Origin of the sequence: Nostocoides jenkinsii Ben 74 (genome assembly GCF_001046875.1) — a bacterium.
Classification (GTDB): Bacteria; Actinomycetota; Actinomycetes; order Actinomycetales; family Dermatophilaceae; genus Nostocoides_A; species Nostocoides_A jenkinsii.
This window is the reverse complement of the sequence record NZ_HF571038.1, coordinates 866,469-892,304: the sequence shown is the minus strand read 5'-3', so window position 1 is coordinate 892,304 and position 25,836 is coordinate 866,469. Positions and strand designations below refer to the sequence as shown.

General features: G+C 66.8%; 28 protein-coding genes and 1 pseudogene. 20 read left to right on the top strand and 9 right to left on the bottom strand.

Annotation, left to right across the window (positions count from 1 at the left end; translation table 11 throughout):
• The 6 genes from BN13_RS04190 to BN13_RS04165 all read left to right on the top strand — a co-directional run.
• On the top strand, positions 1 to 231 hold a 231-nt coding region (locus tag BN13_RS04190), incomplete at its 5' end, for a hypothetical protein (RefSeq protein ID WP_048544685.1).
• Complete coding sequence (locus BN13_RS04185; protein WP_048544683.1) at positions 228 to 1,256, top strand: lantibiotic dehydratase C-terminal domain-containing protein; 1,029 nt, start codon at positions 228 to 230, stop codon at positions 1,254 to 1,256. The genes BN13_RS04190 and BN13_RS04185, both read left to right, overlap by 4 nt.
• Positions 1,253 to 2,467: a metalloprotease gene (locus BN13_RS04180; RefSeq protein WP_048544680.1), complete on the top strand. Its 1,215-nt coding sequence runs from the start codon at positions 1,253 to 1,255 to the stop codon at positions 2,465 to 2,467. Before BN13_RS04185 ends, BN13_RS04180 begins: the two co-directional genes overlap by 4 nt.
• A complete protein-coding gene (locus tag BN13_RS04175) occupies positions 2,467 to 3,429 on the top strand; it encodes an ABC transporter ATP-binding protein (RefSeq protein WP_048544678.1) in 963 nt (320 codons plus the stop codon). Before BN13_RS04180 ends, BN13_RS04175 begins: the two co-directional genes overlap by 1 nt.
• On the top strand, positions 3,426 to 4,178 hold the full coding sequence (locus tag BN13_RS04170; protein ID WP_048544676.1) for an ABC transporter permease: 753 nt from the start codon (positions 3,426 to 3,428) through the stop codon (positions 4,176 to 4,178). Before BN13_RS04175 ends, BN13_RS04170 begins: the two co-directional genes overlap by 4 nt.
• A gap of 6 nt (positions 4,179 to 4,184) precedes the next feature.
• Positions 4,185 to 5,987: a TOMM precursor leader peptide-binding protein gene (locus BN13_RS04165; protein WP_048544674.1), complete on the top strand. Its 1,803-nt coding sequence runs from the start codon at positions 4,185 to 4,187 to the stop codon at positions 5,985 to 5,987.
• Between the two features lie 658 nt (positions 5,988 to 6,645).
• Here the strand turns inward: BN13_RS04165 and BN13_RS04160 are convergent.
• Positions 6,646 to 6,825 carry a thiazolylpeptide-type bacteriocin gene (locus tag BN13_RS04160; RefSeq protein ID WP_048544672.1) on the bottom strand — a complete coding sequence of 60 codons (180 nt, stop codon included), beginning with the start codon at positions 6,823 to 6,825 and terminating at the stop codon, positions 6,646 to 6,648.
• A gap of 121 nt (positions 6,826 to 6,946) precedes the next feature.
• On the opposite strand from BN13_RS04160, the gene BN13_RS04155 reads away from it, so the two are divergent.
• Together BN13_RS04155 and BN13_RS20875 are read left to right on the top strand one after the other, a co-directional pair.
• Positions 6,947 to 9,436: an alpha-amylase family glycosyl hydrolase gene (locus BN13_RS04155; protein WP_053079713.1), complete on the top strand. Its 2,490-nt coding sequence runs from the start codon at positions 6,947 to 6,949 to the stop codon at positions 9,434 to 9,436.
• Between the two features lie 2 nt (positions 9,437 to 9,438).
• Positions 9,439 to 9,711: pseudogene (locus BN13_RS20875) on the top strand (PfkB family carbohydrate kinase); the annotation flags it as partial.
• 12 nt (positions 9,712 to 9,723) lie between these two features.
• On the opposite strand, the gene BN13_RS20560 reads toward BN13_RS20875, so the two are convergent.
• Positions 9,724 to 9,852: a hypothetical protein gene (locus BN13_RS20560; protein ID WP_268806951.1), complete on the bottom strand. Its 129-nt coding sequence runs from the start codon at positions 9,850 to 9,852 to the stop codon at positions 9,724 to 9,726.
• Positions 9,853 to 9,938: 86 nt separating this feature from the next.
• Here BN13_RS20560 and BN13_RS19540 point away from each other — a divergent pair, with 86 nt between their 5' ends.
• From BN13_RS19540 to BN13_RS04125, 6 genes are read left to right on the top strand one after another with little or no spacing between them, the layout of a single operon-like run.
• Positions 9,939 to 10,316 carry a PfkB family carbohydrate kinase gene (locus tag BN13_RS19540; RefSeq protein ID WP_048544671.1) on the top strand — a complete coding sequence of 126 codons (378 nt, stop codon included), beginning with the start codon at positions 9,939 to 9,941 and terminating at the stop codon, positions 10,314 to 10,316.
• A complete protein-coding gene (locus tag BN13_RS04145; protein ID WP_048548859.1) occupies positions 10,316 to 10,735 on the top strand; it encodes a fluoride efflux transporter FluC in 420 nt (139 codons plus the stop codon). Before BN13_RS19540 ends, BN13_RS04145 begins: the two co-directional genes overlap by 1 nt.
• Positions 10,732 to 11,091, top strand: a complete 360-nt coding sequence (gene crcB / locus BN13_RS04140; protein ID WP_048544669.1) for a fluoride efflux transporter CrcB — start codon at positions 10,732 to 10,734, stop codon at positions 11,089 to 11,091. The genes BN13_RS04145 and crcB overlap by 4 nt, the downstream gene beginning before the upstream one ends.
• Positions 11,092 to 11,146: 55 nt before the next feature.
• Positions 11,147 to 12,385 carry a sensor histidine kinase gene (locus BN13_RS04135; protein WP_048544668.1) on the top strand — a complete coding sequence of 413 codons (1,239 nt, stop codon included), beginning with the start codon at positions 11,147 to 11,149 and terminating at the stop codon, positions 12,383 to 12,385.
• Positions 12,337 to 12,978 carry a LuxR C-terminal-related transcriptional regulator gene (locus BN13_RS04130; RefSeq protein WP_048544667.1) on the top strand — a complete coding sequence of 214 codons (642 nt, stop codon included), beginning with the start codon at positions 12,337 to 12,339 and terminating at the stop codon, positions 12,976 to 12,978. Before BN13_RS04135 ends, BN13_RS04130 begins: the two co-directional genes overlap by 49 nt.
• Positions 12,979 to 13,005: 27 nt before the next feature.
• On the top strand, positions 13,006 to 15,174 hold the full coding sequence (locus BN13_RS04125; protein ID WP_048544665.1) for an alpha-amylase family glycosyl hydrolase: 2,169 nt from the start codon (positions 13,006 to 13,008) through the stop codon (positions 15,172 to 15,174).
• Between the two features lie 24 nt (positions 15,175 to 15,198).
• Here the strand turns inward: BN13_RS04125 and BN13_RS04120 are convergent, their stop codons facing one another.
• The 4 genes from BN13_RS04120 to BN13_RS04105 form a co-directional block, all read right to left on the bottom strand.
• Positions 15,199 to 16,143 carry an amino acid ABC transporter permease gene (locus tag BN13_RS04120; RefSeq protein WP_084733552.1) on the bottom strand — a complete coding sequence of 315 codons (945 nt, stop codon included), beginning with the start codon at positions 16,141 to 16,143 and terminating at the stop codon, positions 15,199 to 15,201.
• Entirely contained in the window at positions 16,140 to 16,820 is a 681-nt protein-coding gene (locus BN13_RS04115) for an amino acid ABC transporter permease (RefSeq protein ID WP_048544663.1), read from the bottom strand. Before BN13_RS04115 ends, BN13_RS04120 begins: the two co-directional genes overlap by 4 nt.
• Before the next feature lie 99 nt (positions 16,821 to 16,919).
• The gene (locus BN13_RS04110) at positions 16,920 to 17,735 is read right to left on the bottom strand and encodes a glutamate ABC transporter substrate-binding protein (RefSeq protein ID WP_048544662.1); all 816 of its coding nucleotides are present in this window, start codon (positions 17,733 to 17,735) and stop codon (positions 16,920 to 16,922) included.
• A gap of 31 nt (positions 17,736 to 17,766) precedes the next feature.
• Positions 17,767 to 18,507, bottom strand: a complete 741-nt coding sequence (locus tag BN13_RS04105) for an amino acid ABC transporter ATP-binding protein (protein ID WP_048544660.1) — start codon at positions 18,505 to 18,507, stop codon at positions 17,767 to 17,769.
• Between the two features lie 143 nt (positions 18,508 to 18,650).
• On the opposite strand from BN13_RS04105, the gene BN13_RS04100 reads away from it, so the two are divergent.
• The 3 genes from BN13_RS04100 (at position 18,651) to BN13_RS04090 (ending at position 19,775) form a co-directional block, all read left to right on the top strand.
• On the top strand, positions 18,651 to 18,920 hold the full coding sequence (locus BN13_RS04100; RefSeq protein WP_048544658.1) for a hypothetical protein: 270 nt from the start codon (positions 18,651 to 18,653) through the stop codon (positions 18,918 to 18,920).
• 91 nt (positions 18,921 to 19,011) lie between these two features.
• Positions 19,012 to 19,173: a hypothetical protein gene (locus tag BN13_RS04095; protein ID WP_157038420.1), complete on the top strand. Its 162-nt coding sequence runs from the start codon at positions 19,012 to 19,014 to the stop codon at positions 19,171 to 19,173.
• A gap of 47 nt (positions 19,174 to 19,220) precedes the next feature.
• Entirely contained in the window at positions 19,221 to 19,775 is a 555-nt protein-coding gene (locus BN13_RS04090; protein WP_048544653.1) for a hypothetical protein, read from the top strand.
• A 453-nt stretch (positions 19,776 to 20,228) separates the two neighbouring features.
• Here the strand turns inward: BN13_RS04090 and BN13_RS04085 are convergent, their stop codons facing one another.
• Together BN13_RS04085 and BN13_RS04080 are read right to left on the bottom strand one after the other, a co-directional pair.
• Positions 20,229 to 21,485 carry an MFS transporter gene (locus BN13_RS04085; protein ID WP_048544651.1) on the bottom strand — a complete coding sequence of 419 codons (1,257 nt, stop codon included), beginning with the start codon at positions 21,483 to 21,485 and terminating at the stop codon, positions 20,229 to 20,231.
• Positions 21,482 to 22,063 (bottom strand): ArsR/SmtB family transcription factor, encoded by a 582-nt coding sequence (locus tag BN13_RS04080; RefSeq protein WP_084733551.1) that lies wholly within the window; start codon positions 22,061 to 22,063, stop codon positions 21,482 to 21,484. Before BN13_RS04080 ends, BN13_RS04085 begins: the two co-directional genes overlap by 4 nt.
• Before the next feature lie 253 nt (positions 22,064 to 22,316).
• Between BN13_RS04080 and rplM the strand changes: the two genes are divergently transcribed.
• From rplM to glmM, 3 genes are all read left to right on the top strand, one after another.
• Positions 22,317 to 22,760, top strand: coding sequence for a 50S ribosomal protein L13 (gene rplM / locus BN13_RS04075; RefSeq protein WP_048544649.1), 444 nt, complete (start codon positions 22,317 to 22,319; stop codon positions 22,758 to 22,760).
• 38 nt (positions 22,761 to 22,798) lie between these two features.
• Positions 22,799 to 23,293 carry a 30S ribosomal protein S9 gene (gene rpsI, locus BN13_RS04070; RefSeq protein ID WP_048544647.1) on the top strand — a complete coding sequence of 165 codons (495 nt, stop codon included), beginning with the start codon at positions 22,799 to 22,801 and terminating at the stop codon, positions 23,291 to 23,293.
• Positions 23,294 to 23,573: 280 nt separating this feature from the next.
• The gene (gene glmM, locus BN13_RS04065) at positions 23,574 to 24,920 is read left to right on the top strand and encodes a phosphoglucosamine mutase (RefSeq protein WP_048544646.1); all 1,347 of its coding nucleotides are present in this window, start codon (positions 23,574 to 23,576) and stop codon (positions 24,918 to 24,920) included.
• An 84-nt stretch (positions 24,921 to 25,004) separates the two neighbouring features.
• Here glmM and BN13_RS04060 read toward each other — a convergent pair whose 3' ends face one another.
• Positions 25,005 to 25,826 (bottom strand): MOSC domain-containing protein, encoded by an 822-nt coding sequence (locus tag BN13_RS04060; RefSeq protein WP_048544644.1) that lies wholly within the window; start codon positions 25,824 to 25,826, stop codon positions 25,005 to 25,007.
• Between the last annotated feature and the right edge of the window lie 10 nt (positions 25,827 to 25,836).

The following is a 25,836-nucleotide window of genomic DNA, read 5'->3' as shown; positions in this document are numbered from 1 at the left end:
GAGGCGAGCGGCGGCGGTCGCCGTAGCAAGCCGTCCTATCTCGACTTCACGAGCTTGTTCTCCATCTCCGTATTCGCCAATGAAGTGTCCAACCTGAAGGGAGTGGTCGAAATGGCCGAGATGCTGCCGACCGAGGAACAGCAGTACGTTCGAAGCGCCGACGGGCACCATGTCTGCGAACTTGCGGTCGAGCTGACCCGCGACGACTCCACCCTGGCGGTGTCGAAATGACCGCGCCAGCCCCGTGGCAGGCCCACCACATCTTCTACACGGCTCAGTCGCGGCCCGTTCTGACTGAGTGTGTCGGTCCGCTGGTGCGCAGCTTCCGCGAGCGTGGGCTCATTCATCGCTACTTCTTCATCAACTACTGGCTGGAGGGGCCGCACGTCCGCTTGCGGTTCCAGCCGACGAATAGGGCTGTCGCAGCGCAGCTTTTGGCAGAGACGGAATCTGCCATCGCGCAGTTCCTGTCCCGGCGACCAGCGTTGTACTCCGTTCAGGCGGACTTCTTCGTCGACATGCAGAACACCCTCCTTGACCTGGAATTCACTCCGGCCGAGAAGGTGAGCTATCTCGACTCGAAAGGCGGCATGCGTCAACGAGACAACAACACGTTCTCGCAGGAGTCCTACGAACCCGAGTATGCGAAGTACGGCGGGCACGTGGGAGTGGAGTTGGCCGAGTGGCACTTTGAGAAGTCCTCGGATCTGGTGATCGAAGCCGACTCGTCGATGAACGTCCATGTGCGCAGCGTCCAACTCGGGTTAGCCGGTCAACTGATGCTGGTCATGGCATCCGCGTTCCTGCACGACCCGGTGCGCATCCATGACTACATGGTCCGGTACCACGAGTTCTGGAAGCGTGGCTTCGAGTCCACGTCGTTCATTCGGGAGATGGAGTACGAGCAAGCAGCGGATGGCATCTCGCCGTCGATCATCGAGCGTTACGACGTCATCGACGGGGCGCGTCGCGCGGGCGACGCCGACAGTCTGCCGCCATTGCTGGCCACGTGGCTGGACCACTGCGTTGACCTTCGTCAGCGCATTTGTGATCTGGCCGAGGCGGGTGAGTTGATCTTCCCGGAGTGGGAGAGCGGGGCGACGGTCGCGGCAACGCCGGAGCAGGCGGTGGAGACGCTCCTGTTTCCCTACATGCACATGACCAATAACCGGCTCCAAGTCACCCTTGGTGATGAGGCCTACCTCGCGTTTGTGTTGGCCAGGGCGTTGGCGCCAGATGAGGAGTTGACGGCATGAGCACCGTGGCGCCACGTCGACAGCACGTGACGCTCCGCTCCGATGTCGGCTTCTCCGGGCATCGCTACCGCGCCGGACGCCACGTTCGCCTGGTTCACGACCCCGTTAGCGGTCGCTGCTACGAGTTCGGTCCGCGCGAGGCCTTCTTGGCCGACGCCCTGCGTCAGCCCCGTCCGTTCGAGGAGGTCGAGGCGTCGTACTCCCGACAATTCGACCGACACCTGTCGCCCCACACATGGGGAGCCTTCGTGGGGCAATTGAATGCGCGGGGCCTCCTGGACCCGACTGCCGGTCTGCCGGAAGTCCCGGTGACCACTCGGGCTGATCCGGAGCTTCGGAAGTCGAGCCTGCGGGAAGGCCGATGGGTAGTGGCGCCGGTCTCTCGGATCGTGCCGCGTCTCCTGCGGGTGACGCGCCCCCTGTTCAGCCCGTGGCTCGTCCTGCCGCAATTCGCCCTGGTCGCCGCGATGCTTGTGTGGGTGGCGACGCGCCTTTCCGCTACGGCCGATCCTTTTGCGCCGCTGCACGATTGGCGCCTGATGGTGACGGTAGGCATCCTGTCGTGGATCAGCCTGTCCCTCCATGAGTTTGGCCACGGCGTGGCGGCAGCGTATTTCGGAGGCAGCGCCAGCGAAGTCGGCGTCCTTTTTCGCCCACCGACCATCTTCTTCTATTGCCGGGTCGATTCTGGGGGCTATGTGACCTCTCGTCGGGCGCAGGTCATGGTCGCCCTCGCGGGAGTCTGGGTCAACCTCATCGTCCTGCTCCCGGCGTGGGCCTGGTGGGCGCTGACCGACAACAAGGAGCACCAGGCGGCGCTCCTCGCCGGGATCGCGGTGGGCGTTTTCGGCGCCCTGGTCAACCTGATCCCGGTCCCGCCGACGGACGGGTTCAAGGCTCTAGCGGCGGGACTCGGCCAGCTTGACCTGGCCCGAGACAGCCGGGCCTGTCTAGTGGCATCGGCTCGGCAACTCCTGGGTAAGGCGGCGACGCCCTATCCCATCCGTCAACGGCTTGTCTACCTGACAGTTGCCTTGATGGTCGTGGCCATCTATGGAGCAGCCCTTGGCCTGCTCGTGTGGTATTCGCTGGCCGTCCTGCCGCCTGCAGTTGGAGCCATCACTTTGGCCGCCGCCTTGGCCTATGGAGCCGGTGTTGGCTCCCTGCGCTTGTCTCGCTCGAATCGAACCCCCACTGGAAAGGAAGCATGATGACCATCACTGCCCCCACCACTGCCGTGCGCGTCACGGCGCCGGCGGAGTCCGGCCGAACGCCTGCGGTCGTGGCCAACCAGGTCACCAAGTCGTATGGCGCTGTGCGTGCCCTCGACGGCATCGACCTCACGATCAGCCGAGGTGAGTTCTTTGGAATCCTCGGGCCGAATGGGGCTGGCAAAACCACCCTCATGGAGATCATCGAGGGCCTGCGTAGCGCCGACAGCGGGCAGGTCGCCGTCCTCGGCCGCAGCCCGTGGCCGCGCGATCTGCAGCTCCTCGGGAGCCTCGGCGTGCAAACGCAGGCATCCTCCTTCTTCCCGTCGCTGACCGCCTTGGAGCACATCACCACGGTGGCCACCTTGTATGGCGTTTCAGCCCAGAAGGCGGCGCACACCCTCGACCGATTCGGTCTCTGGGACAAGAAGGACGTCACGGTCGAGAAGCTGTCCGGCGGGCAGCAGCGCCGGTTGGCCATCGCGGCGGCGGTGACCCACGATCCGGAAGTCATCTTCCTCGACGAGCCGACCGCCGCCCTGGACCCGCAGGCACGGCGTGAGCTTTGGAGTCTGCTGGACGAACTACGCGCTGAAGGTCGCACAATTCTCTACACGACCCACTACCTCGATGAGGCCGAACGGCTCTGCGATCGGGTTGCGATCGTTGACGCCGGTCGAGTGATCGCCGCTGGCAAGCCGCACGATCTCATTCGGGAGCACTCCAGCCCCTATGTGCAACTCGTCATCAGTCGCGACCGCCTGGACCCCGCCTCCGCTGCCGCCGTGCCGGGCGTGGTGAACGCTCGCGAGGAGGGAGCCTCCACCATCGTGGAAACCGACCGTCCCGAGGACGTTCTCGTCACGCTCGGCCAGCGGGTCGGCTTCGACAACATCCATACGCGCGCCACCACCCTCGAAGACGTCTACCTCCGACTCACCGGCAAGGAGTACTCCGCATGAGCACCGCAACCTTCACCGCCCTCTCGACTGCCACGTTCAAGGAATGGCGTCGAGACAAGGTCGGCCTCTTCTTCAACTTCCTCTTTCCCCTGCTTTTCCTGGTTATTTTTGGTCTGCTCTTCCATGGCCAGGAATACGAGGGAAAGACGTATGTCGATGTCATCGGGCCGGGCGTCATGTCGTGGGCTGTCGCCAATGGAGCCGTCTTTGGCGTCGCCTACTGGCTCGTAGGCTGGCGCCGCTCGGACCTGCTGCGGTTGATCCGGATGACCCCGACGGGTGTCTCCTCCGTCCTGTCGAGCCGCTACCTGGTCTCGCTGGGCAGCGGTGTGCTGCAGGCGATCTTCTTTCTAGGGTTTGCGACTTTGCCCTTCCTTGGTCTGCACCTGACCTGGCGATCGATCCTGGTGGTCGTTCCCTTGGTCGCTGGCATCACGGTCTTCTTCACGTTGGGCCTCTTGGTGGGGACCTATGCTCCCTCCCCTGACGCCGGCGCGGCCATCGCCAATTCCATCGTGTTGCCGATGGCTTTCCTCTCCGGAACCTTCTACCCGGTCGCCGGTATGCCGCACTGGTTGCAGACCGTGTCCCTGGCCTTCCCGATGCGCCACCTCATCGACGGCGTCTCGGCTGCAGTGTCCGGTGAGGAGATGAGCGAGATCTTGATCCCCACGGCCATCATGTTTGGCTTCGCCTTGGTCTTTGCTCTCTTCGCCGGTCGGTTGTTCCGGTGGAGCAACAAGGACTGACTCGCTGTGGACCTCGTGACCTCGTTGAAATCACGGCTCGGTCCCGACACGGTTGCGCGGCTCTCCTTCTGGCCTGACCAGGAGGAGGGCCGCAGCGACGGCGCTCGGGTTCACGTTGCGGCCTCGACCGTGTTGATTGGCCCCTGGGATCCGGACGGGCCACCGCAGGCCTGCGGGGAATGCGTGCGGACGCGCTGGCTGCGGGTGCGTTCGCACTCCGAGCGCACCCTCCGCACGGCGTCGCAGACAGATCGAGTAGCGGCATCGGCGCCCTGGCCCCTCGATGTTCCCTTTGTTGTCGACTCGACCGCGATCTTGCTAAGTCGTGTGAATGATCCGGAGTTTGGCGACTCGATCCCCGCCGTGCCCCCGGGATGCGCCTTTGTCACCTCGCTTGACTTGGTCAGCCTACAAACGGAAACCATGTTGATCGAACGTGACCCGCTGTGTCCCGGTTGCTCGACATGGGTCGGCGACGAGCCGTCGAGCCAAGAACTCATTGAGCGCACCAGCATCGGCTCGCGGTGCTTCTCGATCGACGAATACGACCTCCTAGACGGTGCCCTGGTCAACCCAGTTGCCGGTGTCTTGGGCAATGCCGCAGTCGAGGACGTGTGGTCTACGACCACAGCGCCCGTCTGTGGGCGCGTGGATAGTCGGAGTTCGACGGATTGTGCCGAGCTGACGTGGAGCGGGCAGACACCGACATACAACCGGTCCCGCCTCGTCGGGCTCTTGGAGGGTCTTGAGCGATATGCCGGGTCCCTTCGACGGCGGGCAATCCATCCGGTGATGGCCACCACGAATGACCCCTTGCGCCGCGTCGATCCTCGGGTCATGGGTCTGTATGACCCGCGCACCTATCGCGACGATCCCAACCTCGTCCCTTTCGACCCGGACCGGGAGATCCCGTGGGTCTGGGGATACTCCGTGCGCGATCGTCAGCCGATTCTTGTTGCTCAACGCAATGTCTACTACGCCGGCCTGCTCGGCGCCGACCGCTTCGTCGACGAGTGCTCGAATGGGTGCGCGAGCGGAAGCTGCTACGAGGAGGCCGTCCTTCATGGCTTGCTTGAGGTCATCGAGCGCGACGCTTTCCTGATGGCCTGGTATGGCGGTGCGCAGTTGCCAGTGCTCGGGGGTGGTGCCGAGCTGGGTGCCAACGCGGCAAAGCTGCTGAACAGAGCCTCGCTCTTGGGGTATCGCGTCGATCTGTTGGATACCAGCACCGACACGGCGGTGCCCGTCGTCACGGCCTTGGCGACGCGGATGGACGGGGGCGATGGGTATCTAGTCCTGGCCTCCGGCGCGGCGCTGGATCCCATCGAGGCCGCCGAGAGTGCCCTGCACGAGGTCTTGACCTACTTGCCGGGGCGAGCGAAGCAAGCCGCGCGTCGCCGCCCGGAATTGCTGGCGATGTCGACCGACCCGGCGCTCGTTCGAAGTTTGCGCGATCATGCGGAACTTTATGGCTTGCCGAGTCAGGGGAAACTCGCCGCCACGTTAGCCTCACCGAGTCGCGAGGTAACGGTTCAGGCGATGGCGGCTCGGGTCGGTGGCGGCTGGAGCGGGAACATCACCGCGGACCTGATACGGATTGTCGACCACCTGGCTGATCTTGGCTATGACGTTGTGGTCGTCGACCAAACGAGCCCGGAGCAAGAGCGCCGCGGGATCAGTGCGGTCCGGGTCATGGTCCCTGGGCTCTTGCCGATGGACTTCGGTTGGTCACGGCAGCGGGCGCTCCTGATGCCTCGACTGCTCAACGGGCCCGGGGCCGTCCGGATCCTCCCGCATCCCTTCCCTTAGGCCGTCGTGTAGGAGCCAATCGCAACGGGGCCGCACCCACTGGGTGCGGCCCCGTTGTCGGTTTGCCTTCTCGAACCCCTTCGAGAGATGTTGCCTCAGGTCACGGCCGGCCGGACACGAAGAGCCAGTCGCGACGACGGATCAAGCGCAGCAGCTGGTAGTGCTGGTGGTGCTGGAGCAGGTGCTCGTCGTGCTGGAACACGAGCACGAGCATGAGCCCGCTGCGGCAACCCGCAGGTCGTCCATGAGGTCCGTGTAGTCCTGGATCTCGAACGTTTCGAACTCAAGTGACTCCAGCTCGCTGGCTAGGGAGTGCAACACAGGCTCGTTCACGAAGGATGGTCCTTTCGTCGTGGTGTGGTGTGACCGGATCGGCCCCACCTCGACTAGTGACCCACGTCGATCTGTCACCCGGCTGACGCGGCGCTGACAGATTGCTGACCTAGGCGTGCCAGAGCCCGGCTACCGTGCTGGTAGCCGGGCTTTGGATGAGGCCAAGGTGGTGCGGCCGGGATGGCCGGTCGTCGCTGTAGTCCTGGATCTCGAAGTTCGGAACTCCAGAGATGACTGGCAGGACGAGCCGACCGCTCGGCATACGCCAACAACCCGGCCGGCCCTTGTGGGGCCGACCGGGTCGCCGGGGAGGGGCTTGGCCGGGTCAGGCGCAGCAGGAGGTGGTGCTGGTGGTGGAGGAACAGGTGCTGGAGGTACTGGAGCAGGAGCAGGACGTCGACCCCATGAGGTCGTCGCTGAGCTCGGTGTAGTCCTGGATCTCGAAGGTCTCGAACTCAAGGTTCGACAGCTCGTCGGCCAGGTCGGAGAGAACGGGCTTGTCCATCTGGGTGTCCTTCTGTTGGGGTTCACCGGAAGGCTTTTCCGATAGGTCCATACAAGTCGGGCCCACTTCGACATCGCTGACGTGCGTCTGTTAGGTCGCTGATGGCGGATAACCTGCCGAGGTGATTCGCACCCGTTCCCTCATCCTCGCCCTGATCGGGGTCCTTCTCGGGGCGATCATCGCGTATGCCGTCGCCACCCGTTCCGGGGACAAGGCACCTTCGGGGAGCTCAGGATCGACCAGCGCCGCTGTCGCCGCCTCGGGTCCGGTTACGCTGAGCGATGCCGACCTGAAGCAACTCGCCCAGCGCGCGCTGACGCCGCGCAAGGAGACCTTCTACTTCGTCATGGCCGACCGATTCGCCAATGGCGACCCGTCCAATGACAAGGGCGGGCTCAGCGGGGACCGGCGGGCAACGGGCTTCGACCCCACCGACAAGGGCATGTTCCACGGCGGCGATCTGGCCGGCCTGATGGACAAACTCGACTACATCAAGAACCTCGGCACCACCGCTATCTGGCTCACGCCATCCTTCGAGAACCGGCCGACGCAAGGCTCCGCCGAGGACTACAGCGCCGGCTATCACGGCTACTGGATCACCGACTTCACGAAGATCGACCCCCATTTCGGCACCAATGACGAGATGAAGCAATTGATCGAGGCCGCCACCGCGCGCGGCATGAAGGTCTACTTCGACATCGTCACCAACCACACCGCCGATGTCATCGACTACAAGCAGGGCAAGTACGGCTACCTCAGCAAGGACGACAAGCCCTATGTCGACGCCGCCGGCAAGGCCTTCGACGACGCCCCCCTCGCGGGCGGGGACACCTTCCCGAAGCTGACGACGACGTCCTTCCCCTACACCCCGATCTTCCGATCGAAGGCCGACGAAACCGCGAAAACGCCTACCTGGCTTAACGATCCGACGCTCTATCACAACCGCGGCAACTCCACCTTCGAGGGCGAGTCGTCGACCTATGGCGACTTCTTCGGTCTCGACGACCTCTTCACCGAGAACCCCAAGGTCGTCAGCGGGATGATCGACATCTACACATCCTGGGTTGACTTCGGCATCGACGGCTTCCGCATCGACACCGTCAAGCACGTCGACCTGCCCTTCTGGCAGAAGTTCGGGCCGGCCATCATGGCGCACGCCAAGGCCGCTGGCCGCGACGACTTCTTCATGTTTGGCGAAGTCTTCGACACCTCGCCGGCCTACGCCTCGGCATACTCCACCATCGGCAAGCTCCCGGCCACCTTGGACTTCGGATTCCAAAGTGCGGCAGTCGATTTCGCGTCCGGCCAGTCCGCCAAGAAGCTTGCCGAGCTGTATGCCGCGGACGACGACTATCTCGACGCCGACTCCAATGCGTACTCGTTGCCGACCTTCCTCGGCAATCACGACATGGGCCGAGTCGGCTCCTTCCTCGTCGGCGCTGCCCAGGACGACATCGACTTGCTGCGCCGCGATCAACTCGCCCACGCCCTGATGTACTTCACCCGCGGCCAGCCCGTCGTCTACTACGGCGACGAACAAGGCTTCATCGGCTGGGGCGGCGACAAAGACGCGCGCCAGGACATGTTCGCCACCAAGGTGGAGCAGTTCGCCACGGACCGCATCATCGGCGGCACTCCCGGCGCGAAAGACCGCTATGACGAGGACGCGGTGATGTACCGCTCCCTGGCCGAACTCTCGAAGGTCCGCGCCGACAATGCGGCGCTGCGCAGCGGCATACAAATTCAGCGGTATGCCGCGGATGGCGAGGGGGTCTTCGCCGTCTCCCGGATCGACCGCCGGAGCAATGTGGAGTATGTCGTCGCCCTCAACAATGCCAGCACTGATCAGCGTGTGCCGATCCAAACCGCCTCTCCCGGAATCCGATTCGATCGCGTGTGGGGAAAGGCGGAGAGCCTGACCGCGTCGGCGGACGGCCGACTCACGCTCGCGGTCCCCGCCCGCTCCGGCATCGTGCTGCGCGCTGCCGACCCCATCCCCGCGGCCGCCGAGGCACCCCGAGTTCGCGACCTCACCGTGGGCCAGGGCGGCAAACTCAGCGGTCAGACCAAGCTGCTCGCGACGGTCGCGTCCGGGACGCCCGTGGAGACGACTTTCGCGCTGCGCTCCAAGGGGAGCGCCGAGTGGACCGTCCTCGGGACGGACGACAACCCCGCATACAGCCTGTATGCCGACGCCTCCGCCCTCGCGCCGGGAGACTACGAGGTGGTCGCCGTCGCGCGAACCCTGGACGGCAAGGTCGGCTACGCCTCGGCGACCGCGACGGTCAGCGCCGCGGCCGAGCAGAGCACGCTCGTCACCGCCCCCGGCAGCTACCAGAGCGAGGCCGGCTGCCCCGCCGACTGGACGCCGGACTGCCAGCAGACGGCACTCGCAGATCCCGACGGCGACGGCACATTCACGTTGTCCCTCAAGGGGATTCCCGCCGGCAGCTACGAATTCAAGATCGCCATCGGCGGGTCGTGGGACGAAAATTATGGCGCCAACGGAGCCAAGGACGGCCAGAACATCCCCTTCACGGTCACCGATGGGCAGTCGGTGACCTTCACCTATGACAGCGCCTCCCACGAGGCCTCCGTCACAGCCGGCTGACGATGACCGGCCCCCGCGTGGTGTGCGCAGGCCTGCTCACCGTTGACCTCATCCATGAGGTCGATCGCGTTCCTGCCCGCAACGAGAAGATCACCGGGCGAGCCCAGCGCCTCGAGATCGGCGGACCCGCGACGAATGCCGCGCGGACCGCCGCAGCCCTCGGGGCCGACGTCCTGCTGGTCGCGCCCTTCGGCGAGTCACCGCTAACCGACTTCGTGCGCGAGTCCCTCGCTCGCAACGGCGTGGATTGGCTAGATCCCGCTGCGAAACAACCGAACCCAGCCCCACTATCCACCGTCCTGGTCGAGCCATCCGGCGAGCGCAGCGTCATCTCCGGCGGCGGTATGCCGATCCCACCCAACTGGCTCCCGGGCAACATGCTCGATGGCGCGGCCGCACTCCTGATCGACGGCCACGGTGGCGACCTCCCCGCAGTGATGGCCCGCGCGGGGGGAGCGCGCGGCATACGCGTCCTCCTCGACGGGGGAGTCACAAGGCGGGGATGGCCGATTATCTCGCCCACGTCGACCTCGCCCTCCTCTCGGCGGACTTCGCCGCCCCGGACGGCTCGGACGCCCTCGCTTGGGCGCTCAGCCACGGCGCGAGTGCGGCCGCTCGGTCGTCCGGAAGGGAGCCAATCACGCTGCGCCACAGCGATAGCCGGACGGAAAGCATCCCCGTCCCCGCGCCCACGGCGATTGTCGACACCAATGGCGCCGGGGACGTCCTGCACGGCGCCGCGCTGGTCGGAATGGCGCGGGAGGGCGCGGCATGCGAGGAGATCCTGAGGTTGGCCGCGCGCGTGGCGAGCCTCTCGGTGGCGTATCCCGGCGTGCTCGGCTGGGTGGGGCAGGCGTCTGTCCCACAGTGGCCGCAGTGATGCCACGATCGTGGCTGGACGCGCGGACCTTGGTCGCCGTTGCCGCCGGGGGCGGGCTCGGCAGCCTTGTCCGCTGGGGGCTCGGCCGCGCGCTTCCATTGCGGGACAATGGCTTTCCGGTCGGCACACTGCTCGCCAATGTCAGCGGATCATTCCTGCTGGCGGCGTTGACGGTGCTGATCGCCGCGCGGTGGCCGACGCGGCCATACCTGCGGCCGTTCTTCGGGGTAGGGCTGCTCGGCGGATACACGACATTCTCGACCTACCTGCTCGACACGCATGCGTTGGTGGTGCGGGGGGATCTCGGGCTCGCGGTGGTCTATGCGGCCGGGTCCGTCGTCCTTGGGGTCCTGGCAGCCTGGGCGGGGATGGAACTTCCGCGTGGGCTGCTGGCGACCGATATGGACGGCCGTCAGTGATCCCGCTCCTGGTTGTCCTCGGTGGGGCGGGGGGCGCGTGCCTGCGCTACGTCGTGGACAACCTCGTGCGCGAGCGGCATCACGGGGCCTTTCCGCTGGGCACCCTCGCGGTGAATGTGTTGGGCTGCTTCATCATTGGCCTTCTCGCGGGCGCGTGGAGTGCCGCGGGTGAGCCGCAGCTCTGGGCCGGCCTGGCGATCGGCCTCTGCGGCGGCCTGACGACCTTCTCCACCTTCAGCCTGGATTCCGTGCGCCTCGCCAGGGCGCGTGAGCGGCTGCTCGCCCTCGTCAATGTCGTCCTCAGCGTCGGGCTGGGCTACCTCGCGCTGCTCCTGGGACTGATGCTGGCCGGGTGAACAGGGGTGCTGGCACCCCTGCGCATCCCCCGACCGGGCACCGAAGATGGATCGCATGAAGCACTCGCGCCGTAGCCGCTGGCTGGCCGCCGCCTACGGGCTCGGGCACCTGCTGATGATCGTCCCGCTCTCCCTGCTCATGGCGTATGCCGCGCTCGCCGGCGCGCTGTCCGTCATCGGTATCGGGCTGCTGATGCTCGGTCCCTTCACCAGATTGCTCGAATCCTTCGCCCGGCTGAATGCGGCGATGGCGGGCAGCTTCCTCGGTCGCGACGTGCCCATCCCGGCGATGGCTGAGCCGACCGGTGGTCCGTGGCAGCGAGCCGCGGCGCTGATTCGCGATCGAGGGTGGTGGCAATACCTGCTCTGGCTGCTGTTCGCGGCCTCCGGGGGCCTCGTCATGTCCGCCATCGCCGGGGCGTTGCCGCTGGGCTCAATTGCGCTCTTCGCGACCGCCTTCGGGCTCAGCGTGGGGGCCGCGGCGCCGGGCTGGGTGTCGCTCCTGCTCAGCGGAATTGGGGCGGGTTTGCTGCCGGTGTGGTGGTTCGCGAGCCCGCTGCTGATGATTGCTCGGATGGAGACCGACGCGGCCATCCTGCGGCCTGACCCAAACATGGCGCTGCAGCGACGGGTGGCGGACCTGACCACCTCGCGGGCCGACGCCGTGGACGCCTCAGCGGCCGAGATCCGCCGTATCGAGCGTGACCTCCACGATGGCGCGCAGGCTCGCCTCATCGCGCTCGGCATGAACCTCGGTATGGCCGCGGACCTCCTCGACCGCGATCCGGAACTCGCCCGCAAACTCTTGACGGAGGCCCGGGCGAGCACCGGCGCGGCGCTCGGGGAATTGCGGTCGGTGGTGCGCGGCATACACCCCCCCGTGTTGGCGGACCGGGGTCTCATCGGAGCCGTTCAGGCCTTGGTTCTCGACCTGCCGATCCCCGTGACCGTGGACGCCGCTCTCCCTGCCCGGCCGCCGGCCCCGGTGGAGACCGCGGCCTATTTCGCGACTGCCGAATTCCTGGCGAACGCCGTGAAGCACTCCGGCGCGACCGCGGCCTGGGTCGTGATCGGGGCGCGCGAGGACGTGTTGCGGGTGCAAGTGGGTGACGACGGTCGCGGCGGCGCGCGCGTCGATCGAGGGACCGGTCTGGCGGGTATCGCGCGCCGGTTGGCGGCATTTGACGGCACGATGGAGGTGTCGAGTCCGGTTGGCGGGCCGACAGTGATCACGGTGGAGGTGCCATGCGGGTGGTTGTCGCCGAAGACCACGCCCTCCTCCGGGATGGCCTGACCCGGCTGCTCGCGGCCTACGACTGCCAGGTCGTCGAGGCTCTCGCCGGCACGGACGGGCTGGCCGAGGCATTGCAACGACCGGACGTCGACGTCGCGATCCTTGACGTTCGGCTGCCACCGACGTTCAGTGACGAGGGTCTGCGGGCGGCGATCGCGGCGAGAGCCGCGCGCCCCGGCTTCCCGGTGGTGGTCCTCAGCCAGTATGTCGAGCAGTTGTATGCCCGCGAGCTCCTCGCTTCGGGCGACGGCGCCATCGGTTACCTACTGAAAGACCGGGTCGCGGACACCACGGAGTTTGTCGATAGCGTGCGTCGGGTTGCCGCCGGTGGCACCGTGCTCGACCCAGAAGTCGTTGCCGCACTGATGAATCGGCCGCGGGCGCAACCCGTCGACCGGCTCTCCCCGCGCGAACGGGAAGTGATGGAATTGATCGCTCAGGGTCGCTCGAATGGGGCCATCGCCGCCGCCTTGGTCATCACCGAGAAGGCCGTGGCCAAGCACATCAACAACATCTTCACCAAGCTCGATCTGCCCGTTGCGGTAGACGACCATCGCCGCGTGCTTGCCGTTCTCACGTGGCTGCGTGGCTGACGGGCCCCACATCACTAGAGTGCGGCAATGGGACGAGTTGCCCGCCTGCGAACGGTCCTCGCCCTCGCCCTCGTGATGCTGCTGGGGATGGCGTATGCCGCGTGGCGCCACCTCGACTCGCCGTCACCGGGCGTCGCATCGCCGAGCGCCGGAGCACCCGACGCCAACACCGCGACCCCAGGGGTGCGAGACGTCCGCTCCAGCGGACCGGTCACGCTGTCCGAGAAGGAGATCGACACCATCCTGGCCGCCGTGGCACCGGCCCGACCGGACCTCTTCTATGAACTCACGGTCGACCGCTTCGCCAATGGCGATCCGAGCAACGACGAGGGAGGCCGCACGGGCGGTCCCGAAAAGACCGGCTTCGACCCCACCCGCGCTGACTACTTCCACGGCGGGGACCTGGCTGGGGTGACGGCCCGCCTGGACTATCTCGCCGAGCTCGGCGTGACCACGATCGTGCTCGGCCCCATCTGGGCTGCTCCGACGGACTCACCGCCCCGCCTCACGGTCGATGTGGTTGGCGCCGAGGCCATCGACCCGCGGTATGGGACCGAGGAGGATCTGCGGGCGCTGGTGTCCGCGGCGCACGAGCGCACTCTGCGCGTGGTGCTCGACGTGGTCCTGGACGGCGAACCCGCCACCGCCGTCACCGCAAACCGCTGGCTCGACACGGGCATCGACGGCTTCCGGATTCGGCCCGCCGACGCGCTTTTCAGGCAGCCTCAGCGCGCGCAGATGTCGTGGTGGTCCGTGGCCGCCTCCCAATGGCGTTCGTATGCCGCGGCCCACCTCGGTCAGTCCGTGTCCGTCTACGCCGACACGGGTCCGGAGAAGGTCGGGACACCGCGGGCGCTCGTCAGGGCGAGCGGGCTGGTGCCCCTGTCGAATGACTGGACCGACTGGGCCGTCGACCGCTTCGGGGGTGAGCTTCCCGCGGAAGGCTTCCCGGACGCCGCCACCGTGATTCCGTGGTGGGGGCTGACGGTGGACGAGGGACGCCTGAACGAGCCGGCGAAGGCCGGACTCGTCGAACGGCTCAAACTGGCCCTCGGCGACCTGTTCCTGCTCGGCGGGCAGCCGATGATCCCGGCGGGAATCGAGCAAGGTCTGACGCGCGTGGACGCCGGAAACGGCTGGCCCCGCGACCAGTTCGCGACCCGGATGCCCGCCTTTGCCAAGGCAGTTGTCGTCGGTGGCGCCGCGGGCGCGCGCGATCGCTACGACGTGACGCACCCGGTCGCGGCCTATGTCGCCGAACTCGCGGCGCTGCGCGCGGCCAACCCGGCATTGGTCAGTGGCTCCCAGCGCGAACTGTTCCGCGGCGTCGACGACCAAGAAGTCGGCATCGGCGTCGTGTCTCGTATCGATCCAGACACCGGGGTGGAGTACCTCGTCGTGCGCAACCCCGGCCAGGACCGACGCGTTTCGATCGTCGCCGAGACTCCCGGGGCGAGCTTCACGCCGATCTTCGGCTCGGCGGTCTCCGAACCGGTCGTCACGGACGCCACCGGCGAGGGCGCGGTCAAGGTCTCGCTGGACAAGGTCGGAGTGTCGGTGTTGAAGGCCGATCGCCCCGTCCCGTCGACGATCCCGGTGACGGTGCAGGTATCGGCCCGGCCGGCGAGCTTTGCCCAAGTCGCCATGCCGGTAGCGGCCGAGGTGACCGGACCGGTAGGGGCGCTCGCGTTCGCCGTCCGCCCGGCCGGGACGAGCGATTGGCGGGTGGTCCCAGGAGGGAGCCATGCGCCATACGTCTCGATGGTTTCGACTCCGGAGGCACCGGGAACCGAGCTGGAATTGGTGGCCGTGGCCCGGGCTGTCCGGGGGAATGTGGTGGTGTCGTCCACCAAGGCGACCCAGGGGCGAGCGGCGAGTCCCGATGAGGTCTTCACGGCTATCGGCGACTTCCAAAAGGAGGTCGGCTGTGCGTATGACGATCAACCCGACTGTGCGCGAACGCGGTTGATCGACCCCGACGGCGACGGGACGTTCACCTGGACGTCACCGAAGTTGACCGGCGGGAGCTACCAGGTCAGCGTGGCCGCGAATGTCGCCGGGACGGAGACGTTCGGTGCGGGCGGCTATCCGGGTGCAGACGGGGAGAGCGTGGGTTGGTTCGACGCCGGGCCGCTCCCGCTGACCATCTCGTTCACGCCGGCGACCGGAGCGCTGGGCATCGACCTTCCGTTCTGATCGCCGCCCTGCGGCGGGGATAGGTCAGACGCGGTCCTGCGGGCCGGCCTTCGCCGCGGCATCGCGGGCCTCGTGCGGCGTCATGGCGGCGGCGGCACCCTGATCGATCGGGGCTCCGGGGACGGTCGGGGCGCGACCGATGGCGGCGCCGGCGGTGTGGCCGCGGCGGTTGATGCGGGCTTCAAGCCGGCCCGCGAGCAGGGTGAGGAGGTAGTTGATGCCGATAAAAAGCGCGGCGGCGACCAGTAGCGCGGGGATCACATTGGATCGGGCGGAGGCGAGGTTTTGCGCCTGCTGGAGCAACTCGGGATACGTGATGATCGTGCCCAGCGCAGTGTCCTTCAGGATGACGACCAACTGGCTCACCAGCGCCGGCAGCATGGCCGTGATGGCCTGCGGCAACTGGATCTGCACGAGGGTCTGGCTCGGGGTCAGCCCGATCGACAAGCCAGCTTCTGCCTGTCCCTTGGGGAGCCCGAAGACGCCGGAGCGCACGAGTTCGGCGATGACCGCGCCGTTGTAGAGCGTGAGAGCGGTGACGACAGCCGCGAACGGATTCCAGGCGGCGGGGAAGACGCCGTTGTAGGCATAGATCCCGAAGAAGAAGATCATCATGATCAGCACGGGAACGGCCCGGCAGAACTCCACGATCGCCCCGCTGATCCAGCGGATCGCGCGATTCTGCGAGAGGCGGCCCACGCCGAAGACGAACCCGAAGGCCATCGCCAATGCCACCGCGGCGACCGCGGCTTTGATGGTGTTCCAGATGCCGAGGAGCAGATAGAACCGCCACGTCGACCATTGGCCGAACGGACTCCACTTCGCCGAGGTGAACTCGCCGTTGTTGTAGAGCGCGCGGATCACCAGCACGGCGAGCGCGAGCAGGAGCACCCCACCGATAACGGCGATGATCTGATTGCGGCGCTGCCCGCGGGGACCGGGGGCGTCGAACAGGACAGAGGAACTCATCGCTTCACCGCCAGGCGCTGGGAGAGGTGGGTGAGCGCGATGCCAAGCGGCATCGTCAGCAGGACGAAGAATCCGGCCACCAGGACGAAGATCAGGAAACTCAGATCCGGCCGGAACTCCAGCCCGTCGCGCATGAAGGCCGCCGTCTCCGCGACCCCGATGGCGTAGGCGACCGTCGTGTTCTTGATGAGCGCGATCAGCACCGATGCCATGGGTGCGATCGCTCCTCTAAATGCCTGGGGGAGAACGACTTCGCGCAGGCTCTGAGTGAACGTGAGACCGATCGAGCGGGCCGCTTCGGCTTGCCCCGTCGGAACGGTGTTGATGCCGCTGCGCAACGCCTCGCAGACGAAGGCCGCGTGGTAGACCGTCAAGCCGACGATCGCCCAGCGCACGCCATTGTCGACGATGGAGGTAGGGCTGTCCTCGGGCGCGAGGTAGATCTTGAGTTGGTAATGCAGCGCGATCAGGCAGAAGGTGATTATCAACGTCAGCGGCGTGTTGCGCACGAGATTGACGTATGCCGCGCCCGCCTTGTTGAAGATTCCCACCGGCCCGACGCGCATGATCGCCAGGATCGTGCCGATGATCAGCGCCCCGATGGCCGAGAAGAACGCGAGATAGAGGGTCTGCCCGAAGGCACTCCAAACGTCGAACTGAGCGAACAGTTCACCCATGGGTCACTCTTCTTCCGCGCGGGGGTCGGGGGTCCGAACTCGGCCGACCGGGGCGTATGCCGTGCATCGCCTCCGGTCGGCCGCTTCAGTTCGAGAGGGTCAGGAACAGGCGTCCGGCTTCGGCGGGTTGGTGGCCGAATCCACCTTGAACCCGGCCGGGCCGAAGTTCTTGTCGACGGCCTTCTGCCACTCCCCGGAGCTGACCATCTTCTCCAGAGCGGTGTTGACCTTCTTGCACAGCTCGACGTCACCCTTCTTCAGGCCGACGCCGTAACGCTCCTCCGAGAAGGGAGCACCGACGACCTTGAGCTTGCCCTTGTAAGCCGGCTGCGCGGCATACCCGGCAAGGATAGTGTTGTCGGTGGTGAGGGCGTCGAGCTGGCCGTTGACGACCAAGTCCAAACACTTGGAGTAGGTGTCGAAGTTCTGCAGCTGAACGCCGGGGTAGTCCTTCTTGACGTTGTCCGCCGACGTCGAGCCGGTGACCGAGCACAGCTTCTTGCCGTCGAGGTCCTTGGGCCCGGTGATGGTGCTGTCGGCGGCCACCAGGAGGTCCTGGCCGGCGATGAAGTAGGGACCGGCGAAAGAGACCTTCTCCTTGCGGGCGTCGGTGATGGAGTAGGTCGCAAAGATCAGATCCACCTGGCCGGTCGCGATGAGGTCTTCGCGCTGCTTGCTCGGGGCCTGGACGAAGGTGACCTTGGTCTTGCCGAGTTCCTTGGCGACGTAGTTCGCGACATCGACGTCGAAGCCGCTGTACTTGCCGGCGTCGTTCAGACCCAGGCCGGGCTGGTCGAACTTGATGCCGATCTTGATCGAGTCACCACCTGAGGCGCCGCCACCGCCGCCGCAGGCGCTGAGGCCCACCGCGAGCGATGCGGCACCCGCGAGAGCTGCGAAACGAGAGATCTTCATTGATTGGTTCCCTTCGGTGCTGGTGCTGAGGTCAGTGCGTGAGGATCTTGGCGAGGAAGTCCTTCGCGCGATTGGACTGCGCGTTGGTGAAGAACTCTTCGGGGGTGGCCTGCTCGACGATTTGGCCGTCGGCCATGAAGACCACGCGGTTGGCCGCCTTCCGGGCGAAACCCATCTCGTGGGTGACGACGATCATTGTCATGCCATCTTTGGCGAGGCCGATCATGACGTCCAAGACCTCATTGATCATTTCCGGGTCGAGCGCGGACGTCGGCTCGTCAAACAGCATGACCTTGGGTTCCATGGCGAGGCTGCGCGCAATAGCGACCCGCTGCTGCTGACCGCCGGAGAGTTGGGCGGGATATTTCTGCGCCTGATGGGCGACGCCGACCCGCTCCAACAAGGCCATCGCTTCCTTTTCGGCGGCAGCCTTCGCCTTCTTGCGCACCTTGATCGGGCCAAGGGTGACGTTGTCGAGAATCGTCTTGTGTGCAAACAGGTTGAATGACTGAAAGACCATGCCGACATCGGCGCGCAATTGCGCTAGCTCCTTGCCCTCCTGGGGCAGGGGCTTGCCGTCGATGGTGATAGACCCGCTCTCGAAGGTCTCCAGACGATTGATCGTGCGGCACATCGTCGACTTGCCGGAGCCGGACGGCCCGATCACGATCACCACCTCGCCGCGATCAACCGACAGGTTGATATCGCGGAGCACGTGCAGGTCACCGAAGTGCTTATTGACGCCCGACAGGACGACGAGGGGTTCCGCCATGCGCGAAACCTACCGGCAGCCTGGTGTCAGCGGTGGGGAGGCCGCCCCGGATCGTGGCCGGATCGCAACCTGCGGCTGCGCCGTGTGTCGTATGGGTGTGCTGTGGCCGGACGCCCACGTTGAGCGCATGGGAGCATGACCGGATGAGCGTCGAGGGCGAGCTTGCGCCGAATCGCATCGCGCTGGACCGCGCCGACATCGCGGCTCGTCGGGCGCGGCTGGAGGCGGCGCGCGTCACTCTCAAAGAACACTTCGTCGGGATCGACGGGATCATCGACGAATTGTGTGACGCGGTGACCGTGTGGTTCGTCGCGCCAGAGCTGCTCTCGCGGCCCGCGATCATCAACCTGTGGGGGATGACCGGTGTCGGCAAGACCGATCTAGTGCGGCGACCAGCGCTTCAACACCCTTGACCACGAAGGCAATCCGGTCCCGAGCACGAAGTTCAGTGACTTTTGGGAGTTGCTGAGCGACGGCCGGTTGGCGCGCCGGGAGAACCCGGACATGCAGTACCTCATCGCCTCACTGTCATACCAAGCCGCCGAACAGGTCCGCCGGCGCAAGGCGGGTGAGGACGTGTCGGACACGACGATCGGGATCTGGCAAGCCCGGGACCTCAAGAACACGCTGCGCCTTGACGACGATCTCGAGCCCTGGCTGCGCTGACGTGGGATCAGGCGGTTGCCCGGGCGCGAAGCGCGCAGAACCTGAAGATGGTTTACGAGCCGATCGACTGCTCGCGGAGCCTGATTCTCGTCAGTGGCAACCTCGATGAGGCGTTTGCGATGGCGACGCGCGGCGCCGAGGCGGACATCGACGCGGACGTCTTCGCCGCCTATGCCGACAAGGTCACGGTGGTGGACATCAAGGCAGCGCTGACCAAACGGTTCAAGCCCGAGCAGGTGGCGCGCTCCGGCAACACCCACTTGATCTATACCTCGCTTCGGCATGCCGACTTCGTCGAACTCATCGCCCGCGAGCGAGCGGGTCCGCGAATCGGTGCGCGTGCGGTTCGGGATCGAGGTGGAGGTCGATCCGTCGGTGCACGACCTGATCTATCGCAATGGCGTCTTCCCGGTCCAGGGTGTGCGGCCGGTCTTCTCCAGCGTCGCCGACATCCTGAGAACAATCTCGCCAAACTGCTCTTCACTGCCGTCCTCGCCGAGCAGGACCGCATCGCGATCGCGTATGACGAGCAGACCCGCCAACTGCGCGGCGTGGTCGGCGATGAGCGGGTCGATCTGCCGCGGAAGTGCGATCAGAGCTGACCGGATTCCGCACCGCGCTGCTCGACCTAGCGCGCGAACTCGCCGCGGCGGCGGCTCGACGGTCCTGCGGTGGCCGCGATTCTGGGGCGGCACGGCATACGCGCCGACCTCCAGACCGAAGGTCACCTGATCGTGCCGCACTATTGCTCCCACCTCGGCGACGCCCCCCGCCTGAGCACTTCTCACGGCGCGCGCGGATCCCCCGGGTGTCCGGGCCGTTAGAGGGGCCAGTCTTCGCGTAGTCGCTCAAGATAGTCCGCGCCGTAGGTGCCGCGTTGATTTCCGGCACACGCGCGCAGGCTGCCACGCCGGTCGGCCACCGCAATCGCCCTGGCCGGCGTCATCGCGCGGGTACTTTGGGGCGCAGACTCGGTCATCCGCTTCCAGGGCCGCCCATTTGTCATGACCCAGTGTCGCACTCTGCGTCAACCGCAAAGAGATGGCACTGATTCCTCAGGCACGGGCGAGCTCGGCGCGGCGGGCGGGGAGGTAGCAGGCGACGCCGAGCAGGCTGATCAAGCCAACCGTGATCATCGTCGTCGCGACCGAGGTGCGGTCGGCGAGGAGGCCGGCCAGAGGGGCGCCGACGCCGAAGGCGAGGAAGGCCATCATCGAGTTGATCGACAGCACGGTGGCGCGATTGCTCGCCTCGGCCTCCCGGTGCAGCAGCGCCCCGTGCGGGGGCCCGTTGAGGCCGTGCGCAGTGTAGGTGAACAGGTAGGCGGCGATCAGGCTGGCCGGGCCGATCGACAGGCCCATGATGACGACCCCGGTCCCGTTGAGCAGGCGACCGAGCATCGCGGCGCGGGCGACGCCGAAGCGCTTGGAGGCGATGCCGGCCAGGAAGGTGCCGAGCGAGAAGATCGCCCAGCCCACAGCGGCGATCGGCCCCATGGCGGCGCCCGCCGCCTGCTGCGAGCCGAGGAACTCCTCAAGCCGCAGCGGCAGCAGCGACTCGAAGGCGATCATGCCGATCGACCAGGCCACCTCCGCGGCGACGATCCCCAGCAAAATCGTGTTGCGCCCCAACAGTTTCAGACCGCCAGTGATGACGGAAGGCGCCTGCTTCATCGAGGCCAACACAAGTTCGCGCTGCCGCATGCCCTCCGGATGGCGCGAACTCTCCTTCAGCAGGACGAGTACGGCGACGAGGTGGACGATGTTGAGCAGGACGAAGCACCAGACGGCGAGATCGATCGCCGGGGCCGACCGGAACGGATGCCACCAGATCAGCGCTCCACCGACGAGCGCCCCGAGCGCCATCCCCATCCCGAGCAGCGAACCGGACCGGGACAACTCCTGATCGACATCGGCGCCGGGGTGCGTCGCGTGGACCTCATCGACGAACCAGGCCTCGAGCGGCCCGGAATCCAAGGCCCGGAAGACGCCCATCAGCGCCGCGGCGAGCACGAAAGCCCAAAAGCTTTGCGCCAGGGCATAGGCGAGCGCCGTGATGACATTAAGGACGGCGGCGGCGATGTAGACCGCTCGACGCCCGAAAGCATCGGCGAAACCGCTCGTGGGCAGTTCGAGCGCGAAGCAGACCAGGCCGGAGGTGGCGGCCGCCGTCAGGGCCTGCGCGGTGCTCAAGCCCCGGCCGGTCTGCAGCAGGATGAAGATCCCGACGATCAGTCCGACGGGGAACCAACGGGTGACGGTCAGCGTGTAGTAGATCCGCCGGGCCGCGGCGGGGGACAACGGCGCGCTCACCGGCGGGGAGCCTTGTCCATGTCGACCGGATAGAAGACCAGATAGGTCGCGATCCGCTTGGCGTCCGGATTGCCTTGTCCCACACGGCGATAGCGCGCAATCACGGCGCCGATCTCGTCATGCATCTGGCGTAGTTGGTCGGCGGAGACGAGCACGGTGTCGTCGTTCATGCCGGCGCGATCGCGCCACGGCGCCGGCCAGGAGTGCCGCACGTCGAGCCACTGGCCGAACTTGTCGGTGAAGTGGCGCAGCCAGTCGCGCTCCAGCCACCCGAGGGCCGTCGCAGCATCCTCGTCATCGTCGAAGTCGCTCACCTCGAACTGCGTCAGCTCCGAGGCGGCGGCCCACACTCGTGACTTGGCATCGCCCTGGCCGGTGTCGACCACGAGGCCCACCTCGGCGAGCTTGCGCAGGTGGTATGACGTGGCGCCCGAGTTCGTGCCGAGGTGCTGCGCGAGGGCGGTTGCGGTGGAGGGGCCGTTCAGACGCAGGGCGCCGACCAGCCGGGAGCGCAGCGGGTGCGCCAGCACCTTGACGGTCGCGGCGTCGAGGCGGATGAAGTCGGCCGAGTCGGTCATGGATTGCATAATACCTTTGCATGATCTGTTTGCAAAGATAGTTTGCGATCTGTGTTCACGCGCTTGAATGTGCAGGTCAGGCCCTCGGCGGCACTCGTCGACGGCGATTTGGGAGCGGCCCGGACCCTCCGTAGAATTGAGAATCGTTGTGCCGTGCGCCCCTGGTGGGCGACCACCGGCGAGCCGCGAGCGGGCCGCCCGGCGGGAGCACGCGGCATACCAGCCCTGTCCGAAACTTAAGTAAGGCAAGACTTTGCGTACCTTCACCCCCAAGGCGGCGGAGATCACCCGTCAGTGGCACGTCATCGACGCCACCGACGTCGTGCTCGGCCGGCTCGCCAGCCAGACCGCTGCGCTCCTGCGCGGCAAGCACAAGCCGGTGTTCGCCTCCCACGTCGACACCGGTGACTTCGTCATCATCATCAACGCCGACAAGGTCGCCCTGACCGGCGCCAAGCTTGAGCAGAAGCGCGCCTACCGGCACTCGGGCTACCCCGGTGGCCTCAAGTCCGAGACCTACGCCCAGCTCCTGGACCGCGACCCGGCCAAGGCTGTCGAGAAGGCCGTCCGCGGCATGCTGCCGAAGAACACCCTCGGCCGCCAGCAGCTCAGCAAGCTCAAGGTCTACTCGGGTGCCGAGCACCCGCACGCGGCCCAGAAGCCCGTCCCCTACACGATCTCCCAGGTCGCGCAGTAACGGCGCCGATCGCAGACAAGACGAAGGACACATACGCCGTGACTGACACGACCTACGACTACGACGAGGACACCGAGCTCTCCGAGTACACCTCGGAGTCCGAGGGCCCCGTCTCAGGTGAGGCCCCCCGCAAGCCCTCCGCCTCTGCTCCTGGCGCCGGCACCGGCCGCCGGAAGCAGGCCATCGCCCGCGTCCGCATCGTCCCCGGCACCGGCCAGTGGACGATCAACGGCCGCACGCTGGAGAACTACTTCCCCAACAAGGTGCACCAGCAGATCGTCAACGAGCCCCTGGCCGTTCTCGAGCTCGACGGCGCCTACGACGTGCTGGTGCGCGTCCACGGCGGCGGCCCCTCGGGCCAGGCCGGCGCGGTCCGCCTCGGGGTGGCGCGTTCGCTGAACGGCGTCGACGCCGAACTCAACCGCCCGGCGTTGAAGAAGGCCGGCTTCCTGACCCGGGACGCCCGTGTTCCGGAGCGCAAGAAGGCTGGTCTGAAGAAGGCCCGCAAGGCGCCTCAGTACAGCAAGCGCTGATCGCCGGGCGTCCCCGCCCCGATCCGCGACCGCAGCGCGGCATCCGTCCAGACGGGTGCCGCGCTTCGGCGTCTGCGGGACAGCGTCATCCGGGTCCCCTGACCCTGCGTCGCCGAGAGAGTGTGCTGTCGGCCGCGACGCGTTGGCCCGACGAGTTGGCCCGACGAGTTGGCCCCGACGAGTGGGCCGCAGTGGTCGGGTTAGCCCCTGGGCGGACTACCATGCGTGAGGCCGACCGATCCTTGGCGCGGCCGCAACCCCATTTTCTGGAAGGCCCCGAATGTCTCGACTCTTCGGCACCGACGGCGTGCGCGGACTCGCGAACGAGAAGATCACCGCCGAACTGGCGCTCGGTCTGTCGATCGCGGCGGCGCAGGTTCTCGGCGAATCGGCGCGGGCGCTAGGACGCAAGCCCAAGGCCGTCGTCGGGCGGGACCCCCGGGCCTCGGGCGAGTTCCTGTCCGCCGCGGTCACCGCGGGTCTCGCGAGCGCCGGCGTGGACGTCCACGACGCCGGCGTCTTGCCCACCCCGGCGATCGCCTTCCTGACCGCCGACATGGATGCCCACTTCGGCGTCATGCTGTCGGCCTCGCACAACGCCATGCCCGACAACGGCATCAAGTTCTTTGCCCAGGGTGGGCACAAGCTGCCCGACACCGTGGAGGATCAGATCGCGGCCCGGCTGCATCAGGACTGGGTGCGGCCGGTGGGTGCCGAGGTGGGCCGCGTCCACCGCAACAAGGCCGGCCAGGCGCGGTATGTCGCTCACCTCCTCGCCGCTCTGCCCAACCGTCTCGACGGACTCACCGTGGTGATCGATGGCGCCCACGGCGCGGCCAGCGCGGTCTCACCCGAGGTGTTCCGACTCGCGGGTGCCGAGGTGATCGAGATCGGCACCGCCCCTGACGGACTCAATATCAACGACGGCTACGGCTCGACGCATCTTGGGCACCTTCGGGCGGCAGTGGTCGCCCGCGGTGCGGACTTCGGGATCGCCCACGATGGTGATGCCGACCGCTGCCTCGCCGTCGACCACACCGGCGCGGAGGTCGACGGCGACCAGATCATGGCGATCCTCGCCCTGGCGCTGCAGGAACGCGGCAAGCTGGCCGGCAACACTCTCGTGGCCACGGTCATGTCCAACCTCGGGCTGCTCCAGGCGATGGAGCGTGAAGGCGTCGAGGTCATCAAGACCGGCGTCGGCGACCGCTATGTGTTGGAGAAGATGCGCGAAGGCTCGTACTCGCTCGGCGGCGAGCAGTCCGGACACGTGATCCTGCTGGAGCACGGCACGACCGGCGACGGTGTCCTGACTGGCCTCATGCTGGCCGCTCGCGTGGCCGAGACCGGCAAGTCGCTGGCCGACCTCGCCGCTGTCATGACCCGCCTCCCGCAGATCCTGATCAACGTCAAAGGTGTCGATACCTCCCGCGTCGACACGGACGAGGAACTCCAGTCGGCCGTCACCACCGAGACCGACGCTCTCGGCGATTCCGGTCGCGTTCTCCTGCGCAAGTCCGGCACCGAGCCGCTGGTGCGGGTGATGGTCGAGGCCGCCACCGCCGATCAGGCTCACGACGTCGCGGAGCGCCTGGCCGGCGTGGTTCGCGCGCGGCTCGCCCTCTGACCTACGTCCCCCGGCCCACATCCTCCGGCCACGTCGCCCGGTGAGGTCACGTGCTGACGTCACCCACGGCCATACGTGGGTCGTTCACGACGGTATGACGTGGTCCCCGACGGCAATGGAGCCCGCGTCGTCGGGGATCAACTGAATGCCGAACCACGTTGCGCCGTCCCACTTGCGATGGCGCGAGAGGGTGCGGATGGGTTCCGGGCCGGTGGTCAGGGTCGCGGGATCCAGCATGGTCATCGCGCACCGGTCGATGCCCTTGGCTACCCGGAAGGTCACCGTGCCCACCCGGACGCGACCCCACGCGTCCTCCTCGAACGGGTCCAGCTCCCCGCCGACCACGAGGTTCGGCCGGAAGCGATCCATCGGCAGGTTCCCTGACTCGCCACTCACCTCGGTCATCCAACGCTGAACCTGGGCCAATGAGGCTTCACTCGCGAGCGTGACGGGGTAGCCGTCGGCGAACGCGGTGGCGTCGCCGGCACGGGCATACGTCGGATTGAGCGGTCGCGGTTCCGCCACCCTGACCAGGGTGACATCAGGCCGTCCCACGACCGCGCGAACCCAGTCGCCGGCCGCGTCGTCCGCCGGTATGGCGCGCATCGCACGACCGAAGACAGTGACCCGGATCGCGTCCGACGCGGGTTCGGCGACATCGATCGTCTCGTGGTCGGGCGCGGACAAGCGCAGCGGCACCCTCAACCCCGCCACCGTATGGTGAGTCTCCCCGACGATCGTGAACAGCCGTCGGTCGGTGCGCGCCGTGACACACTCGCCATCGGCATCGACCACCATCCACCGGCGATCTCCCACCAGGCCGAGGGAGTCGACCGCTGCGCCAGGAACCGATCGGATGGCCGTGCTCTTGACCGGATGAATCCGGATGGAGGACAACGAGATCACGGACGGGACC